The sequence below is a fragment of the Sphingomonas sp. SL1004 genome (assembly GCF_057815015.1).
Map to the genome: position 1 here is coordinate 169,895 of NZ_JBYMUX010000001.1, position 17,642 is coordinate 187,536.

15 protein-coding genes and 2 tRNA genes are annotated in these 17,642 nt (G+C 66.5%); 9 read left to right on the top strand and 8 right to left on the bottom strand.

The window, feature by feature from the left end; all coding sequences use genetic code 11:
- Positions 1–34 precede the first annotated feature (34 nt).
- From hemB to AC3D24_RS00850, 3 genes are read left to right on the top strand one after another with little or no spacing between them, the layout of a single operon-like run.
- Positions 35–1,024, top strand: coding sequence for a porphobilinogen synthase (gene hemB, locus AC3D24_RS00840; protein ID WP_489027355.1), 990 nt, complete (start codon positions 35–37; stop codon positions 1,022–1,024).
- Positions 1,024–1,563: a GNAT family N-acetyltransferase gene (locus AC3D24_RS00845; protein ID WP_489027356.1), complete on the top strand. Its 540-nt coding sequence runs from the start codon at positions 1,024–1,026 to the stop codon at positions 1,561–1,563. Before hemB ends, AC3D24_RS00845 begins: the two co-directional genes overlap by 1 nt.
- Positions 1,556–3,796, top strand: coding sequence for a spermidine synthase (locus tag AC3D24_RS00850; protein ID WP_489027358.1), 2,241 nt, complete (start codon positions 1,556–1,558; stop codon positions 3,794–3,796). Before AC3D24_RS00845 ends, AC3D24_RS00850 begins: the two co-directional genes overlap by 8 nt.
- 143 nt (positions 3,797–3,939) lie before the next feature.
- Here AC3D24_RS00850 and AC3D24_RS00855 read toward each other — a convergent pair whose 3' ends face one another.
- Entirely contained in the window at positions 3,940–4,461 is a 522-nt protein-coding gene (locus tag AC3D24_RS00855; protein ID WP_489027360.1) for a hypothetical protein, read from the bottom strand.
- 94 nt (positions 4,462–4,555) lie between these two features.
- Between AC3D24_RS00855 and AC3D24_RS00860 the strand changes: the two genes are divergently transcribed.
- Both AC3D24_RS00860 and AC3D24_RS00865 read left to right on the top strand, forming a co-directional pair.
- Positions 4,556–4,632 (top strand) — tRNA-Arg (locus AC3D24_RS00860).
- A gap of 50 nt (positions 4,633–4,682) precedes the next feature.
- Positions 4,683–4,759, top strand: a tRNA-Arg gene (locus AC3D24_RS00865).
- A gap of 9 nt (positions 4,760–4,768) precedes the next feature.
- Here the strand turns inward: AC3D24_RS00865 and AC3D24_RS00870 are convergent.
- The gene (locus AC3D24_RS00870; protein ID WP_489027362.1) at positions 4,769–5,749 is read right to left on the bottom strand and encodes an alpha/beta hydrolase; all 981 of its coding nucleotides are present in this window, start codon (positions 5,747–5,749) and stop codon (positions 4,769–4,771) included.
- A 67-nt stretch (positions 5,750–5,816) separates the two neighbouring features.
- Between AC3D24_RS00870 and AC3D24_RS00875 the strand changes: the two genes are divergently transcribed.
- A complete protein-coding gene (locus AC3D24_RS00875) occupies positions 5,817–6,764 on the top strand; it encodes an alpha/beta fold hydrolase (protein ID WP_489027364.1) in 948 nt (315 codons plus the stop codon).
- Between the two features lie 216 nt (positions 6,765–6,980).
- Here the strand turns inward: AC3D24_RS00875 and AC3D24_RS00880 are convergent, their stop codons facing one another.
- From AC3D24_RS00880 to yaaA, 5 genes are all read right to left on the bottom strand, one after another.
- Positions 6,981–7,331 carry a DUF952 domain-containing protein gene (locus AC3D24_RS00880; RefSeq protein WP_489027365.1) on the bottom strand — a complete coding sequence of 117 codons (351 nt, stop codon included), beginning with the start codon at positions 7,329–7,331 and terminating at the stop codon, positions 6,981–6,983.
- The gene (gene gyrA / locus AC3D24_RS00885) at positions 7,328–10,093 is read right to left on the bottom strand and encodes a DNA gyrase subunit A (RefSeq protein WP_489027367.1); all 2,766 of its coding nucleotides are present in this window, start codon (positions 10,091–10,093) and stop codon (positions 7,328–7,330) included. Before gyrA ends, AC3D24_RS00880 begins: the two co-directional genes overlap by 4 nt.
- Positions 10,094–10,214: 121 nt before the next feature.
- Complete coding sequence (locus AC3D24_RS00890) at positions 10,215–10,496, bottom strand: hypothetical protein (protein ID WP_489027369.1); 282 nt, start codon at positions 10,494–10,496, stop codon at positions 10,215–10,217.
- Between the two features lie 384 nt (positions 10,497–10,880).
- Entirely contained in the window at positions 10,881–11,567 is a 687-nt protein-coding gene (locus AC3D24_RS00895; protein ID WP_489027371.1) for an SDR family NAD(P)-dependent oxidoreductase, read from the bottom strand.
- Positions 11,564–12,313 (bottom strand): peroxide stress protein YaaA, encoded by a 750-nt coding sequence (gene yaaA, locus AC3D24_RS00900; protein WP_489027373.1) that lies wholly within the window; start codon positions 12,311–12,313, stop codon positions 11,564–11,566. The genes AC3D24_RS00895 and yaaA overlap by 4 nt, the downstream gene beginning before the upstream one ends.
- Before the next feature lie 160 nt (positions 12,314–12,473).
- Between yaaA and AC3D24_RS00905 the strand changes: the two genes are divergently transcribed.
- Complete coding sequence (locus AC3D24_RS00905) at positions 12,474–13,772, top strand: hypothetical protein (RefSeq protein WP_489027375.1); 1,299 nt, start codon at positions 12,474–12,476, stop codon at positions 13,770–13,772.
- Between the two features lie 208 nt (positions 13,773–13,980).
- Here AC3D24_RS00905 and AC3D24_RS00910 read toward each other — a convergent pair whose 3' ends face one another.
- Positions 13,981–14,448 (bottom strand): Lrp/AsnC family transcriptional regulator, encoded by a 468-nt coding sequence (locus tag AC3D24_RS00910; protein WP_055880606.1) that lies wholly within the window; start codon positions 14,446–14,448, stop codon positions 13,981–13,983.
- A gap of 197 nt (positions 14,449–14,645) precedes the next feature.
- Here AC3D24_RS00910 and AC3D24_RS00915 point away from each other — a divergent pair, with 197 nt between their 5' ends.
- Both AC3D24_RS00915 and AC3D24_RS00920 read left to right on the top strand, forming a co-directional pair.
- Positions 14,646–16,502, top strand: a complete 1,857-nt coding sequence (locus AC3D24_RS00915; protein WP_489027378.1) for a sensor histidine kinase — start codon at positions 14,646–14,648, stop codon at positions 16,500–16,502.
- Positions 16,499–17,482, top strand: coding sequence for a polysaccharide deacetylase family protein (locus AC3D24_RS00920; RefSeq protein ID WP_489027380.1), 984 nt, complete (start codon positions 16,499–16,501; stop codon positions 17,480–17,482). Before AC3D24_RS00915 ends, AC3D24_RS00920 begins: the two co-directional genes overlap by 4 nt.
- Positions 17,483–17,642 lie beyond the last annotated feature (160 nt).

Genomic DNA, 17,642 nt, shown 5'->3' on the forward strand with positions numbered 1-17,642 from the left:
TGATCCGTCCGCGTCCATCCCGCAAAGCCGCGGCATGACCGCAAGCTATCCCGCGCTTCGCCTCCGTCGCACCCGCGCTTCCGCCTGGAGCCGCCGCCTTCACGCCGAGACCGTGCTGACGCCTGCCGACCTGATCTGGCCGCTGTTTGTCGCCGAAGGAGAGGGTGTCGAGCAACCGATCGCCAGCCTGCCGGGCGTATCGCGCTGGTCGGTCGACGGGATCGTCGCACGCGGCCGCGAGGCGCGCGATCTCGGCATCCCGTGCATCGCGCTGTTCCCGTACACGCAGGTCGAACGGCGGACCGAGGATGGCCGCGAGGCGCTCAATCCCGACAATCTGATGTGCCAGGCGATCCGCGCGCTCAAGGACGCCGTGCCCGAGGTCGGCGTGCTGACCGACGTCGCGCTCGATCCGTATACGAGCCACGGCCATGACGGGCTGGTCGATGACGCCGGCTATGTCGTCAACGACACCACCGCCGAGATGCTCGTCGCGCAGGCGCTCAACCAGGCGAAGGCGGGCGCGGACATCATCGCGCCGTCGGACATGATGGACGGCCGCATCGGCATGATCCGCAGTGCGCTCGAGGCGGAGTCGCATCACAACGTCCAGATCATGTCGTACGCCGCAAAATATGCGAGCGCGTTCTACGGCCCGTTCCGCGATGCGGTCGGCTCGCGCGGCCTGCTGAAGGGCGACAAGAAGACCTACCAGATGGACAATGCCAACGCCGAGGAGGCGCTGCGCGAGGTCGCGATGGATCTGGCGGAGGGCGCCGACACGGTGATGGTCAAGCCCGGCCTGCCGTATCTCGACATCATCGTCCGCGTCCGCCAGGCGTTCGAGGTGCCGGTGTTCGCATACCAGGTGTCGGGTGAGTACGCGATGATCGAACACGCGGTCGCGGCGGGTGCCGCAGAGCGTGACGTTATGGTGCTGGAGACGTTGATGGCGTTCAAGCGGGCCGGCTGCTCGGGCGTGTTGACGTATCACGCCGCGCATGCGGCCAAATTGCTCGGGTGATGATCGAGACGGCGCAATTGACCTTGCGCGGCTGGCGTGGCGACGATGCCGATGGGCATCATGCGATGTGCAGTGATCCGGCGGTCATGGCGTATCTAGGCGCGTCGCCGTCGCGTGCCGAATCCGCTGCAACCGTTGCGCGCCAGCAGAAGATCTTGGCCGAATATGGTTCCTGCTTCTGCGCAATCGAACGACGCGATACCGGGGCGTTCATCGGCTGGTGCGGGATCAAGCCCGGCCCCGTGGGGACGCCGATCGAAGGCCAGCCCGAGATCGGTTGGAGCCTCGTCCAGACGGAATGGCGGCGAGGGTATGCGCGCGAAGCCGCTGAGGCCGCACTCGCGTGGGGTTGGCGAAAGCTGAGCGTCCCGACGATCTGGGCGATGACCGTGCCCGCCAACCAGCCGAGCCGCGCGCTCATGGAACGGCTGGGCATGATCCGCGTGATCGACGGCGATTTCGATCACCCTAAGCTCGCCGAAGACGACCGTCTTCGCCGCCACATCCTCTACCGGATCGACCGTCCCGCCTATGTCTGAGACCCATTCGGTGGAACGTGCGCCATTGATGGCGCGCTGGTGCCGGGCGATGTTCGTGGCCACGATCCTGACGGGGTCGTTCCTGCTGTTCCTCGTCCAGCCGATGGTGGCGCGGATGGCGTTACCGAGGCTCGGGGGCGCGCCGGCGGTGTGGAACTCGGCCATGCTGGTGTACCAGGCGTTGCTGCTCGCCGGCTATGCCTATGCACATTGGCTCGGGAGGGTACGGCCGCGCGCGCAGGCGGCGATCCATCTCGGCGTGCTGATCGTCGCGGCGCTGTGGTTGCCGATCGGGCTGGTCGCGATGGCGCCGTCGGCCGACGCGCTGCCGGCGCTCTGGGTGCCGTGGCTGCTCGGGCTGTCGATCGGGCCGTTGTTCTTCGCTGTCTCCGCGCAGGCGCCGCTGATCCAGCGCTGGTTCAGCGCGGCGAGCGGCGGCGGCGATCCCTATGCGCTGTATGCCGCGTCCAATCTCGGCAGTTTCGCGGGGCTGATCGCCTACCCGCTGCTGGTCGAGCCGTTGATGGCGGTCCGCGGCCAGAGCTTGCTGTGGAGCGGCGGGTATCTGCTGCTGATCCTGCTCGTCCTCGCGTGCGCGACGCGCCTGCCGAAGACCGCTGCTATGGACCACGTCGCCGCGACCAGCGCGGCCCCGGGCATGAAGCGGATCGCGCACTGGATCGCGCTGGCGCTCGTGCCCTCGGGGATGATGCTGGCGACCTCGACCTATATCACCACCGATATCGTCGCGATGCCGCTGCTATGGGTGATTCCGCTCGGGCTGTACCTGCTGAGCTTCAGCGTGGCGTTCGCGAACGATCGCTGGCTTGCCGACGTGCTGACCCGGATCGCGCCGATCACGATTTTGCTGTTCGGCGGGATCATCATGGGCGGGGTCAACGAGCGGCCGTTCTTCAGCGCCGGGATCGCGCTGGTGCTGCTGTTCATGATCTCGGTCGCGCTGCACACTGCGTTGTATCGGAAGCGACCCGCGCCCGATCGGCTGACCGGCTTCTACCTTGCAATGTCGGCAGGCGGCGCGCTCGGTGGCGTGTTCGCCGCGCTGGTGGCGCCGGTCGTGTTCGACTGGACCTATGAATATCCGCTGCTGATACTGGCAGCGGGCGCGCTGGTGCCGCAAATGTACCTGATCGGGCAGTTCCGGAATATCTGGACGGCTAAAGGGCGGACCAAGTCGATCGCGCTCGCAGCGATCGTCGTAGCCATTGCAGTCATCGCCGGCCTGCGGATCACCGACCCGAGCGGCGTGTTCGGCGAGAGCCGCCAAGGCCTCGATTTCCTCGTCATCGCGACCCTGGGATTTGCTGCGATCGGTGCGCGATTGCCGTATATGATCGTCCTCGCCGGGGCGCTGGTGCTGTTCGGCGGGTATCGATCGATCGAGTTGTCGATCGATCCGGGTGCCCGCGTCCGCAGCTATTTCGGCGTCTATACCGTGCGGAACCTGCCCGGACCGAATGGCGGCGTGCGCGAGCTCGACCATGGCACGACCGTACACGGCATCCAGTTGCGCGGCTCCCCCGAGCGCGAGCGGACGCCTACCACCTATTACGCGGCCGGCTCAGGCGTCGGGCAGGCGATGCAGGCTGCTCCTGCGCTGTACGGCCCAGCCGCACGGATCGGCGTCGTCGGACTCGGGACGGGGACGCTGTCGTGTTACGCGCGCCCCGGCCAGCGCTGGCGGTTCTACGAGATCGACCCGGCGGTCGTCCGCATCGCGCGCGATACCGGCCAGTTCACCTATCTGTCGCGCTGCCTGCCGAACCCGGAGATCCGGATGGGTGACGCCCGCGTGGCGCTCGCGCACGATGCGTCGAACAGCCTCGACTTGCTCGCGCTCGATGCATTCTCGTCGGATTCGGTGCCGATGCACCTGATGACGCGCGAGGCGTTCGCGACCTATGGCCGCGTACTCTCGCGAGACGGGCTGTTGCTGGTGCATATCTCGAACCGTTTCATCGACCTGGAACCGGTGATCGCGGCGGCGGCGCGGGAGGGTGGTTGGATCGCGGTCGAGATGAAATACCGCCCGTCGAGCCTGCTCGTCGATCGCGCATCGGCGTCCGACTGGGTGGCGCTGTCGCGTGATCCGCGTGCGATCACGGCGTTGCGGGCGACCGATCTCGACTGGACCCCGCTGACCGCGGGCAACGGCTTTACCGCGTGGACCGATGACTATTCAACGATCCTGCCTTTGTTGAAGGGGTTCTAGGGGGGCGTTCAATCCTCCCCCGCCCGGGGGGCACCGAAGGTGACGGAGGGGGAGGACACGGAACAGAGTTCATCCCTTTCCTCCCCCTCCGTCTGGCAAGCGCCGGCCATCTTCCCCTGGCGGGGGAGGATCGAAGCTTAGCGTCAGGCGGCTGGCAGGGTCGCCTGGATGCGTCCGATCGCGGCACTCTCTCGGTCTGTTTCAGCCTGCGCCTTGTCCCGCGCGGCTGCCAACGCGGGATAAGCCGGCTGCAGCTTGGCGGCGCGGTCGGTGGCGCGCTGCTCGATATCGGTCACCAGCGCCGAGGATTGCGCGCGCCAATCATCCAGGCCGGCGAGCGCAGTCTGGGCCGCGATCCACGCTTCGCTGCCTGCTGCTGCGCCGCGCGCCGCCTTTGCCGACGTCTCGGCCTTGGCCGCATCGCGATCGAAGCCGGTGACGATCGCGTCAAGCGTTTTCAGGATTCGCACGATGTCGACATCCAGCGCCGGATCGGGCGATGCCTCTACCGTCTTCACCGCAGGCTCCGCAAACCCGAGCTTTTCGACCGGGCGCACGCCCAGTGACGGGTAGCTGCCCGTGTCCTGGCTGCAGGCGCCGGTCGCAAGGACGGCGGCGAGGAGGGGCGCGAGCGACGCGACGCGAAGCGAAGAGGCGTGTTTCATGCCGGTCGCTCTATGCCGCCCGGCGCTTGTGCACAACTTTATCGCGCTACGCCCTTGCGCGGCCGAAAATGCCTGCTATCAGCGCCCCTCCAGTGCACCCATAGCTCAGCTGGATAGAGCATCAGACTACGAATCTGAGGGTCGGGCGTTCGAATCGCTCTGGGTGCACCAGGATCTTCCGCTTCACGGCGGGCTTGTCGAACCGGTCACGGTACGGCGATGCACCCATAGCTCAGCTGGATAGAGCATCAGACTACGAATCTGAGGGTCGGGCGTTCGAATCGCTCTGGGTGCACCATTTTTCCTATCATCGGGCGTCGAGCCAGCGGGCGATGCGATCAAGCAGCCGGTCGGTCGCGTCCAGTCTGCCACCCATTTGCAGGAACGCGTGGATCATGCCGTCGAACCGGTCGTGGTCGACGGTGACGCCCGCGCCGCGCAGGCGCTGGCCATAGGCTTCGCCCTCGTCGCGTAGCGGGTCGTTCTCGCAGGTTACCAGCAGCGTCGGGGGCAGGGCAGCGAGGTCACCTGCCAAGATGGGAGACGCGCGCGGGTCGTTTCGGTCTGCGTCCGAGGCTAGGTACAGGTCGATCTGCCGTTCCAGCGACTTCGCATCGATGATGTTGCCGTCTTCGCTTTGGCGCGACGGGTAGGCGGTATCGCGGCGCAGATCGGTGTTCGGGTAGAGCAGGATCTGGCCTTGTGGGGCTGGTCCGCCTTCGGACGCTGCGCGGGAGGCGAGCGCCGTTGCGAGCGTAGCGCCTATACTGTCTCCGGAGACGACGATCCGAGACAGGTCGATATCCAGAGCGTCGGCTTTTGCGACGAGGCCGAGCAGCACCGTCCAGCTATCGTCGAGTTGCGCGGGGAAGCGGTGCTCGGGTGCGAGGCGGTAGGCGGGCGCGGCGACCAGCCACCCGGTCCGGTTCGCCAGCGCGCGCAAGGCGGGATCGTGACCGTCGATCGACCCGGCGATCGCGCCGCCGCCGTGGATGTGGAGCAGGAGCGGCAGCGGGCCGGGCTTCGGGCGATAGAGCCTTACGGGGAGCGGTCCGGACTTGGACGGCAGTAGGATGTGGGTGATCGCGTGGACCGGTTCCGGATCGCCGGAGAAGGTCTTCAACAGCGCGGTCTGATAGCGGAAGTCGGCGAGCCACCGCGCGTCGTCGGCATGCGGATCGGCGTCCGGGGCGAGTGTCTTTATCGTGTCGAGTATCGTTCGAGCCTGTGGATCCACCGGCGCATCTCCTTCGCGGACCGGACGTTCGGTGGCTGTAACGGGTTCCATGGCGCGGGCGCTGCGACTTTGGACATGGCCGGGCGTTCAGCGCATTAAGGATTTGAAGGAGATAGTGATGAAGCGGACGGGCAAGGGATTGATCGGCGGGGCGCTGCTGGCGGCGGTATCGGGGATCGGGCTGTCGCTCTATTCGAGCCGTGTCGCGCGCAAGGCCGAGGAACTGGTACCCGCGGAGGGCCGCTTTCTCGACGTCGCGGGCGCTCGACTGCACTATATCGATGTCGGCAGCGGGCCGACGATCGTCATGGTGCATGGGCTCGGGGGGCAGTTGCGCAATTTCAGCTATGCGCTCGTCGACCTTCTGAAGGATCAGTATCGCGTGATCGTCGTCGATCGGCCGGGGTCGGGCTATTCGACCGCGACGGGGGCGATGCCAGGGATCATCGGGCAGGGCGCGATCATCGCCGACTTTATCCAGAAGCTGGGGCTCGATCGGCCTTTGCTGGTCGGGCATTCACTGGGCGGTGCGCTCAGCCTTGCGGTCGGGCTCGACCATCCGCATCTGGTCCGCGCGCTGGCGTTGATTGCGCCGTTGACGCAGCCGTTGGAGCAAGTGCCGGAGAGTTTCCGCGGGTTTGCGCGAATTCCGTCGGGTGCGCGTCTGGCGTTCGCGCAGGTGCTGGGGACGCCGCTGAGCCGGTTGACGGCGAAGAAGACGCTGGAAGGCGTGTTCGCGCCCGAAGCTGTGCCGGAGGATTTCATAACGCGGGGCGGCGGCGCGCTGTCTGCGCGGCCGATCGCGATCGCGGCGGCGGCGGCTGATCTTGCCGGGGCGAACGACGACGTGACGGCGATGGTCGGGCGGTATGCGGAGATCGGTTTGCCGGTTCGAATCTTATTCGGGCGGCAGGATGCGATTCTCGATCCGGCGTGGAATGGGCACCGGACTGCGGCGGTTATTCCGGGGGCTAAGATCGACACGATCGAGGGTGGGCACATGATCCCGATTACCGCGCCTGAGGCTTGTGCGCGGTTTGTGAGGGCTGCGTTTGCGGCTGGGTGAGGCGTATCCCGGTAGTTTGTCCACCCCGGCGAAGGCCGGGGTCCAGTTGGAAAGGTCGATGTAACTGAGGACAGCGCTCCGTTAGCGAGGTTTCCCAACTGGGCCCCGGCCTTCGCCGGGTGGTGCAGCATGGTCGGAACCGATCTGCCATAATCGAGCGGCAACTCCCGCTCCTTGTTCTCCCGCCTTCGCGGGAGAACAAGTTTTAGGTTGGGGTCAGCCGGCGACGGGGAGCTTTACCTTGCCGGCTTCGTCGCGTTCCAACGGGCCGTAGGACAGCACGACCTCCAGCAACAGCGGGCCGCCATAGATGTGTGGGAACAGCTGTCCCCCACGCGACTCTTCCCACTTCACGTCGTCGCCGAGAGCTTCGAGATCGATCGCCGCGACGTGGAGGTCCGACTGACCGGCGAAGTGCTTGTCCACCGTCTCCGTCAGCTGCTCCGCGGTCGACAGGTGGATATAGCCATCGGCCAGATCCACAGGCGCGCCTTCAAAGCTTCCGCACTCCAGCGTCGCCAACTGCTCCCCCGTCAGCACCTTGTAGGCGATCGGATCGCGGATCATTCGCCGTCCTCCGGGCCTGCTGCGTCGTCCTCGCCGATCGTCGCGCCGGTATCCGGAGCGACCTCGGGCACGGCGTCCGCCAGGTTGATCTCGGCGTCTTCCTCTGTTTCCTCGATCCGTGCGGCGGAGACGACGTGCTCGCCCTTCGCCACGTCGAACAGCTTCACGCCGGCCGAATTGCGGCTGATGACGCGGAGCGACGCGAGCGTCGTGCGGATCAGTTTCGCCTGGTTGGTCACCAGCATCAGCTGATGGCCCTTGGCGGCAGCGAAGCTCGCCACGACGGGCCCGTTGCGCGCGATGTTGTCGATGTTGGTGATGCCCTGGCCACCGCGCCCCGTGCGGCGGTAGTCATAGGCGCTCGACAGCTTGCCATAGCCGTTCTCGCAGACCGTCAGGATGAACTGCTCGCGGTCCTTGAGATCGTTGTAGCGCTCGAGTCCAAGATCATGATCGCCCTCGCGTTCGCCCTTCCATGGTGCGAACTTGAGGTAGGTCTCGCGCTCCTCAGGGGTCGCGCCGACGCGGTGGAGGACCGACAGCGAGATGACCTCGTCGTCGCCCTTCAGCGTGACACCGCGGACGCCGGTCGAGGTCCGGCTCTGGAACTCGCGGACGTCGTCGCCGGCAAAGCGGATCGCCTTGCCGAGCTTGGTCGCGAGCAGCACGTCGTCATGCTCGCTGAGCAGCGCGACCCCGATCAGCTTGTCCTCCGAACCTTCTTCGAAGCGCATCGCGATCTTGCCGTTCGACGGCACGTTGGTGAACGCATCCATCGCGTTGCGGCGGACGAGCCCGCGCTGCGTCGCGAACATCACGTGCAGGCGGCTCCACTCGCTCAGATCCTCGGGCAGCGGGAGCACGGTCGAGATCGTCTCGCCCGGCGCCAGCGGCAGCAGGTTGATCATCGGCCGTCCACGCGTGGCGGGACCGCCCTCGGGCAGGCGCCAGACCTTGTAGCGATAGACCTTGCCGAGGTTCGAGAAGAACAGCACCGGGGTGTGCGTCGAGGTGACGAACAGCTCGGTGACGACGTCCTCGTCCTTCGTCGACATGCCCGCGCGACCCTTGCCGCCGCGGGCCTGTGCGCGGAACGTGTCGAGGCTGGTGCGCTTGATGTAGCCCTGCATGGTCACGGTGACGACCATGTCCTCGCGCTCGATCAGGTCCTCGTCGTCGATACCGTTGGCGGCGGCGGCGATCTCGGAACGGCGCGGGGTGGCGAATTCGTCGCGGATCGCGATCAGCTCGCCGCGCATCACTTCGTACAGCTTCGCGCGGTCGCCGAGGATGTGGAGCAGCTCGCCGATCGTCGCGGCGAGCGCCTTCAGCTCGTCGCCGATCTCGTCGCGGCCGAGCAATGTCAGGCGGTGCAGGCGGAGATCGAGGATCGCGCGGACCTGCGGCTCGGACAGCTTGTAGATGCCGTCGGCCTGCTTGTCCTCGACCGCCTCGACCAGCGCGATGTACGGCGCGATCTCCTCGACCGGCCATTCGCGGGTGAGCAGCTTGCCGCGCGCTTCGGCCGGGCTCGACGACCCGCGGATGATCTTGACGACTTCGTCGAGGTTGGTGACCGCGATGACGAGGCCGAGCAACAGATGCGCGCGCTCACGGGCCTTGGCGAGTTCGAACTTCGAGCGGCGGGTGATGACCTGCTCGCGGAAGGTGATGAACGCGCCGATGATGTCGCGCAGGTTCAGCAGTTCGGGCCGACCGCCGCGGATCGCGAGCATGTTGGCGGGGAAGCTCGACTGCGCGGGCGTGTGTCGCCAGAGCTGGTTGAGCACCACGTCGACGGTCGCGTCGCGCTTCAGGTCGATGACGATGCGGACGCCCATCCGGCTCGATTCGTCGCGGATGTCGCTGACGCCTTCGATCCGCTTGTCCTTGGCGGCTTCGGCGATCTTCTCGACCAGGCCGTTCTTGCCGGTCTGGAACGGGATTTCGGTGAGGACGATCGAGCGACGGTCGCCCTTGCCCTCCTCGACGATGTGGCGCGAGCGGACGATGATCGAGCCGCGGCCGGTCTCGTAGGCGGACTTGGCGCCCGCACGTCCGAGGATGATCGCGCCGGTCGGGAAATCGGGACCGGGGACGATCTCGAACAGTTCCTCGGTCGTGATCGCGCCATTGTCCATGTAGGCGAGGCACGCGGCGATGACTTCGCCGAGATTGTGCGGCGGGATGTTGGTCGCCATGCCGACCGCGATGCCGCCCGCGCCGTTGACCAGCAGGTTCGGGAAGCGCGCCGGCAGCACCGATGGCTCGCGCTCCGAGCCGTCATAGTTGGGCGTGAAGTCGACCGTATCCTTGTCGAGATCGCCGAGCAGCGCGTTCGCCACCTTGCCGAGACGCGCCTCGGTGTAACGCATCGCCGCGGGCGGATCGGGATCCATCGAGCCGAAGTTGCCCTGGCCGTCGATCAGCGGCACGCGCATTGACCAGTCCTGCGTCATGCGAGCCAAGGCGTCGTAAATCGAGCTGTCGCCGTGCGGATGGTATTTACCCATCACGTCGCCGACGATGCGCGCGGACTTGCGGTAGGGCTTGCCGGCGACGAAGCCGCTTTCGTGCGCGCCGTACAGGATGCGGCGGTGGACGGGCTTCAGGCCGTCGCGGACGTCGGGCAGCGCGCGCGCGACGATGACGCTCATCGCATAGTCGAGATAGCTCGACTTCATCTCGTCGACGATCGAGATCGTGGCGATGCCGGCGGGCTCGCCGCCCTGGGGTTCGGCGAGTATGGTCTCGTCGGTCAAATCTGAACGCTTTCGGCTTGTTGCGGTATGATGACATACCTTAGCCGAGGGGGTGGCGCCTTACTACCCCCGCGCACGCGTACGCACGCGAGGGAAGGAGGTTTCATCGTTAATTCGGGGCTTATTTGCAGGCGGTCTTGGTCTTGTTACCGGCGAGCGAGCAATCATAGGTGACGGTCTTGCCGTTCGCGAGCTTGGCGCTGACCATGCGGCCTTTCTTGACCGTGGTGGTGCGCTTGGCGACCTTGGTGTTGCCCATCGGCGTGGTCGTCTTGGTCGTGGTGGTGTGCGTGGCGACGGTCTTCGGCTTGACGCTGGTCTGCGCCTGGGTCGCGGCGACTGCTGCGGTGCCGGACAGCAGCGTAGCGGCGGCGAGGATCGCGAGGGGGAGGGACTTCTTCATGGGGTATCCTCTCGTTTCGGCCTTGGTGGACGATGCGGCGAGACTGCGCCGGAGGACCTGAACGGAGTGTGGCAGCGAGGTGAAATCGGCGTCATGCGCCGGAGAGGGGCGGTGGGGACGAGCCCCACCCGCTCCGTCATGCCGGGCTCGTTCCGGCATCCACGGTTCCGCACATTCGACGGAATTGGATATGCGGAACAGTGGACCCCGGAACAGGTCCGGGGTGACGGATGTGGGGGCGAAAGGGCAGCGATCCTCCCCCGCCAGGGGGGGGTGGCGCCGAAGGCGACGAAGGGGAGGACACGGAACAGACGTTGCGCTTGCCTCCCCCTCCGTCTGGCAAGGGCCAGCCACCTCCCCCTTGCGGGGGAGGATTGCAGGTTTCTACGGCGTGACCTCGACGCCATCCCACGCGAACAGCTTGCCGCTGTCCGGTGCGCGCAGGCCATCGATCACGTCGAGCAACTGCACCGCGGCGCGGTCGGCCTTGAACAGGTTGCCGGGGGTGACGTTGCCCTGGAATGGCTTCGACAGGCCGGTGTCGACAGTGCCGGGATGCAGGCCGACGACAATCCCGCTGGAGTTCCGGCGCTTGTCCTCGATCGAGATCGTCTTCACCAGCTGGTTCAGCGCCGCCTTCGACGCGCGGTAGCCATACCAGCCGCCAAGCTTGTTATCGCCGATGCTCCCCACGCGCGCCGAGAGCACAGCAAATACGATCCGCCCCGCCTTCGGCATCGTCGGCAGAAAGTGCTTCGCCACGAGCGCGGGCCCGATTGCATTGATCGCGAAGTTGCGCGCCATCCATACCGGATCGAGCTCGCGCATCGCCTTCTCGGGACCCTTGTCGCCGTCGTGCAGCAACCCGGTTGCAACGAGCACCAGCGTTGGGGACCCGACCCGCAAGGCCGCCGCCGCAATGCTGGCCTCGTCCTCTAGGTCGAGATGTCGATCGCCGCTCTCCGACCGCGAGAACCCGTAGACCGTATCGAACGCACCCTCGTCGATCAGCGCCTCCTCAAGCGCCTTCCCGATGCCACCCGACACACCGATGACGACCGCGCTGCTCACTTGCGTACGAACCGGAACTGCGTGTCGCTGCTGCCCGCCGCGTCATACGCATAGCCGTCGCTGTCGAACCCCTTGATCCCCTCGATGTCGTCGACGCGGTGTTCGACCAGCCACCGCGCGACCATCCCGCGCGCCTTCTTGGCGTGGAAGCTGACGAACTTCTGCGCCTCGCCTTCGCGGAAATCGATCGCGACGACGCGTATGGAGGACGGCAATTTGCCATCCGCCGCCGCCCAATATTCCTGGCTGGCGAGGTTCAGGATCGTCCCCGATCCCTCCGCCTCGACGTCGTCGGCGAGCAGCTTGGCGATCCGGTCCCCCCACCAGTCGGTTAGCTTCGTCTTCCGCGGTGCCCAGCGCGTGCCCATCTCGAGCCGGTAGGGCCGCATCAGGTCGAGCGGGCGGAGCAACCCGTACAGCCCCGACAGCATCCGCACGTGATCCTGCGCATAATCGACCGCCGCCTCGTCGAGCGTCTTGGCCTCCAGCCCGGTATAGACGTCGCCAGCGAACGCGAACATCGCCGGCCGCTCGGGTAGTGTGTCGAAATCGCGGAACCGGTCCGCGTTCAGCTTCGCCAGCGCGGGCGAGATATGCATCAGTTCCGACAGCTTCTTCTGCGTCAGATGCGCCGCCGCATGCGCCAGCGTCGTCGCCTCGTCGGCGAACCGTGGCATGGTCGGATCGAGCTTGGGCAACGCGGTCTCGTAGTCGAGCGTCTTGGCGGGGGAGAGGACAGCGATCATTGCCGCGATCTAGCTGTGGCAGGGGCTGCGTTCAATCGACGTTCACCCGCTATTTTCCACAGCGGGGATCCAAGCCGCTTGCTTGAACGTATGCACGGCGGACCATATAGCGTCGCAGCGCGCCATTCGTACGGGGCCGACGCAAAGGGAGAGTTTCCGCATGAAGACCATTTCCAAGCTTGCTCTGGTTGCGGCATTCGCCACCGGTGTAAGCAGCATGGCGCTCACCACGCCCGCCTTCGCCAAGGACAAGAAGGCCGATCCCGCCGCGGCACCAGCGATGAAGCTGAGCCCCGAAGTCCAGAAGCCCGGCATCGCCGCGCAGACCGCGCTGGCCGCCAAGGATTATCCGACAGCGCAGACCGCGATCGACCAGATCGATGCCGCCGCCAAGACCGATTACGAGAAGTATATCGGTGCAGCGCTCCGCTATCAGCTCGAGTCCGAGAAAATCGCGGCGGGCCAGACCGCGAACCCGAACGCACCGATCAACGAGACCACGCTCGCGACCCCGCTCGATGCGCTGATCGCCAACCCGGCGACGCCCGCCGCGGATCGCGGCCGTTATGCGTATCGTCGCGGTGCACTCGCCTTCAACGGCAAGCAGTACCCGATCGCGCTCCAGTATTTCGCCAAGGCGAAGGAACTCGGGTATAACGACGCGAACCTGTCGCTTCAGATCATCAAGGCGAAGATGGACAGCGGCGACGTCGCTGGTGCCACCACCGATCTCGACACGACGATCACGCAGATGACCGCTGCGGGCCAGAAGGCGCCGGAAGAATATTATCGCTATGCGGTTGCCAAGTCGTATGCGGCCAAGCGCAAGCCCGAGACGATGGCGTGGCTGAAGAAGTGGATCACGGCGTATCCGACGGCGAAGAACTGGCGCGACGTGTTGATTCTGTCCGGCATCCAGAAGGACGCGCTGATCACGCTCGACGAGCCGCAGAAGGTCGACATCTTCCGCCTGATGCGTGCGACCAACTCGCTCGCCGACCAGACCGACTATCTGCAATATGCGGATAGCGTGAACCGCCGAGGCTTGCCGAGCGAAGCGCAGGCGGTGATCAAGGAAGGCCTTGCCTCGGGCAAGATCCCGGCCTCGAACACGATGGCCAAGGGCCTGCTGGCCGATGCGACCAAGAACATCGCAGCCGATGGTCCGCTGTCGGGTCTCGAAAAGCGCGCTGCCACCGCGCCGAACGGCAAGCTCGCCGCGGGTACGGCTGACGCCTATCTCGGCCAGAACAACTATGCCAAATCGGTCGAACTGTACCGTCTTGCGCTCACCAAGGGTGGCATCGATGCGGACGACGTAAACCTGCATCTCGGCATCGCGCTCGCTCGCTCGGGCGACAAGGCCGGCGCGGCGACCGCATTCTCCGCGGTCAAGGCGTCGCCCAAGGCGGACATCGCAGGTCTGTGGACGACGTGGCTCGGCGCACCGGCCGTCTAAGCGACCGGGTTTCGATATGAGGAAACGGGGCGGCAGGAATGCCGCCCCGTTTTCGTTTGTGTCGGGCGTTAAATCTATCCTCCCCTGCTAGGGGGAGGGGGCGCCGAAGGTGACGGAGGGGGAGGATGGGCAGCTGAGGTCAGCCTTACCTCCCCCTCCGTCAGGCTGTGCCTGCCACCTCCCCCTGGCGGGGGAGGATTGTGGTAGATCAGTCCACCACGACCGGGATGCCCGACAGCGCCTTCGCCGTCCGGATCGTCAGCGACGTCTTCACACTCGCCACGTTCGGCGCGGGCGTCAGGTGGGTCGTCAGGATTTCCTGGAAGCTCTTCAAATCCGCCGCGACGATCTTCAGGATGAAGTCGATCTCGCCGTTGAGCATGTGGCACTCGCGGATCTCGGGGATATCGGCAATGTGATGCTCGAACGCGGCGAGGTCGTGCTCGGCCTGGCTGCGCAGCGACACCATCGCGAACACGGTGATCGGGAACCCGAGACGGCTCGCGTCGAGATCGGCGTGGTAGCCACGGATCGCACCGGCCTCTTCGAGCGCGCGGACGCGGCGCAGGCACGGCGGTGCGGTGAGCCCCACCTGGTCGGCCAGGTCGACATTGGTCATCCGACCGTCGGCCTGCAACAGCGACAGGATCTGACGATCGATCCGGTCAAAACTCATTTCACGCAACTCCTAATAGGCATCGCAAACCAAGCGATTCATTCCTCATAGCGATAAGATTGTTGCGGCGAAACGCAATTGTCCCACATTGCGACGAACACGATCTAGCGTGAAAATGCGCTGTTCCTTCACGGAGTCGTCGGCGTTAAGGAATCGGTACGGGGAGCGTGATAGGCCCGCTTCAGCCGGGAGACGATGTGCGGTTCGACGATAGCCTAAAGACGATCCTCTCCGCCGACATGGCCACCGGTTTCGGTGCGCAGTCCGCGTGGCGGCAGCTCGTCGACCTGATGGGCCGCGGGCGGATGCCGGTCGACGAGCCGGCGATCGCGCGTCTTCGTATGCTGCGCCAAGCGGTGCCGGTCGACGTCCGTGCCGCCAGCGCCCGCGCGCTTGCCTTCGCCAAGCCCGACGCGCGGCTGGTCGGGTTCTTTGCCGAGGATGCGCTGGCAATCGCCGCACCGGTACTGCGCACCGCGACGCTGGAGCCCGACGAATGGCTCGAAATCCTGCCGCGACTGATGCCGGCGAGCCGCTCGGTCCTGCGGCATCGCCGCGATCTGCCGGCGTCGGTCCAGCGCGGCCTTCAGAGCTTCGGCCCGATCGACTTCGTGCTGCCTCAGCCGGATGCGCCGGCGGAGGAGATCGTTGCGCAGCCGGTCCCTGTCGCTGACGTCCCGGCCGAACCGCCTCGGGCCCGCGATCCGATCGCTGTCAATCCGGCCGAGCTTGAGCCAGCCCGGATCGAGCCGGTCGCTTCGTCACCTATGCCTCCGCGCAATTCGCCGCTCAGCGAAACGCCGTTCATGGCGCTGGGGGCGGTCGCGCGTGGCCTGCCGGTGGTCGCCGAGGCGTTGCGGCATGCCAAACTGGCCGAAACCGCACCCGCACCGATACCCGAACCATCGACCGTTGCATCGGCGGACCGGTTCGAGATTTCGGACCTGGTCGCGCGGATCGAAGCGTTCAATCGCGATCGCACCGTCGAGGACGCGATCCCGGCAGCGACGCCGACCGAAGCCGAGACGTTCCGCTTCGAAACCGACGCGCAAGGCATCATCCGCATGATCGATGGCGTGTCGCGCTCAGCGCTGGTCGGCGTGTCGCTCGGCTATGCGGCGCAGCAGGGCGAGGCGCATCTCGACGGCGTCGCGGCAGGCGCATTCCGCCGCCGGTCGCGGTTCAGCGACGCGCGGCTGGAGGTCGGCGGCCTGTCGGACGCGTTCGGCTCGTGGCGCGTGTCGGGCGTCCCTGCCTTCGATCACGCATCGGGCCGGTTTATCGGCTTTCGCGGTACGGCACGCCGACCGCGCCGCGACGAGACCGCGGAACCGGTCCGCGCTGCCTCGCCCGTCTCCGATTCGCTCCGCCAGCTCGTCCACGAACTGCGCACGCCGACCAATGCGATCGCCGGGTTCGCCGAGCTGATCGAGACGCAGTTGCTCGGTCCCGTCTCGCCGACCTACCGCGACCGCGCGACCGCGATCCGCACGCAGGCGGGCGACCTGCTCGCCGCGATCGACGATCTCGACACCGCGGCGCGGATCGAGGGGCATGCGCTCGATCTGCGCCCGACCACGGTGCCGGTCCGTCCGCTGCTCGACCGCGTGACGCAGGACCTGCAACCGCTCGTCACGTTGCGCGGTGCCAGTCTGAGCGTGGCGATGCCCGCGGGCGATTGCGATGTTCTCGGCGACGATCGCGCGGTCGAGCGGCTGATCGGCCGATTGCTGGCAGCGCTGGTCTCGGCGGCGCGGCAGGGCGAGCAGCTCGCGATCGTCGTCCGCCCGGTCGCGAATACCGTGACGATCGCCTTCGATCGCCCGGCCGCGCTGGCGGCGCACGCGACCGACATTTTGCTCAGCATCGATACCGAGCAGGATGATCGCGGTGACGGCGCGCCGCTGCTCGGCACCGGCTTCGCGTTGCGGCTTGCGCAGAACCTTGCGGTCGAACTGGGCGGCGCGCTGACCATCGGTCTCGATCGCCTGACGCTGCAACTTCCCGCCGCCGATGTCGCCGAAGCGGAGCGCGCCGCCGACGAGCAGCGGTGACGTACCGACCGCCGCGGCCGAGCGATGCGCAGCGGATCGTCTGGCCCGAGGATTTCGGCACGCGCTTCACCGTCTTCGTCGATGTCGAGGAGGAGTTCGACTGGCGTGCGCCGCTCGACCCCTGCAACCGCGCGACGACGGCGATGGCGGCATTTCCCGACGCGCATCGGCGGTTCGCCGACCGCGGCGTCGCGCTCAACTGCATGATCGATCACCCCATCGCCACCGACCCGGCGTCGGTCGCGATCCTGGCGCGCGCGATCGAGGATGGGCGGTCGGAAATCGGCACGCAGCTCCACGCCTGGGTCAATCCGCCGTTCGAGGAGGCGGCGACATCGGCGGCCAGCTATGCCGGCAACCTGCCGCGCGCGCTGGAGGCGGCCAAGCTCGAAACGCTGACGATCGCGATCACGACGGCATTCGGGACGCCACCGCGCGCGTACCGCGCGGGTCGCTATGGCATCGGTCCGTACAGTTTCGAACTGCTGGCAGGGCTCGGCTACCGGATCGATAGTTCGATCCGCCCCGGCTACGACTATAGCGACGATGGTGGTCCTGACTTCTCGATGGCGGATGCCGGTGCCTATCGCGCAGGTGGTATCGTCGAGCTGCCGCTGACGACCGTTTTTACCGGCCACGTGCGATGGGGCGGCGGCAGGCTGTATAACGCACTAGGCCGCCTACCGAAGGGCAGGGGGGTATTCGCGCGCGCGCGCCTCTTGTCGCGCGTCGCGCTGACCCCAGAAGACATGCCGATCGCCGCCGCGCTCGAAGCTGTCGCGGTTGCGGCAGGCGAAGGGCTCGGGCTGCTCAACCTGTCGTTCCACTCGCCGTCCTTGGCACCGGGCAACACACCCTATGTCCGTGATGCTGCGGACTTGAAGCAGTTCCACGCGTGGTGGACGACGATGCTCGACGAATTCGACCGTCGCGGTATCCACAACGCCTCGCTCGCCGAGATTATCGCCGCGCTGGGATGAGCTGGGCGTATCGGAACGATCCTCCCCCGCCAGGGGGAGGTGGCACCGCAGGTGACGGAGGGGGAGGACACGGAACAGCGGTTTTCCTTACCGCCCCCTCCGTCTGGCAAGAGCCAGCCACCTCCCCCTAGCGGGGGAGGATCGCCGCAGACGCCGCTTT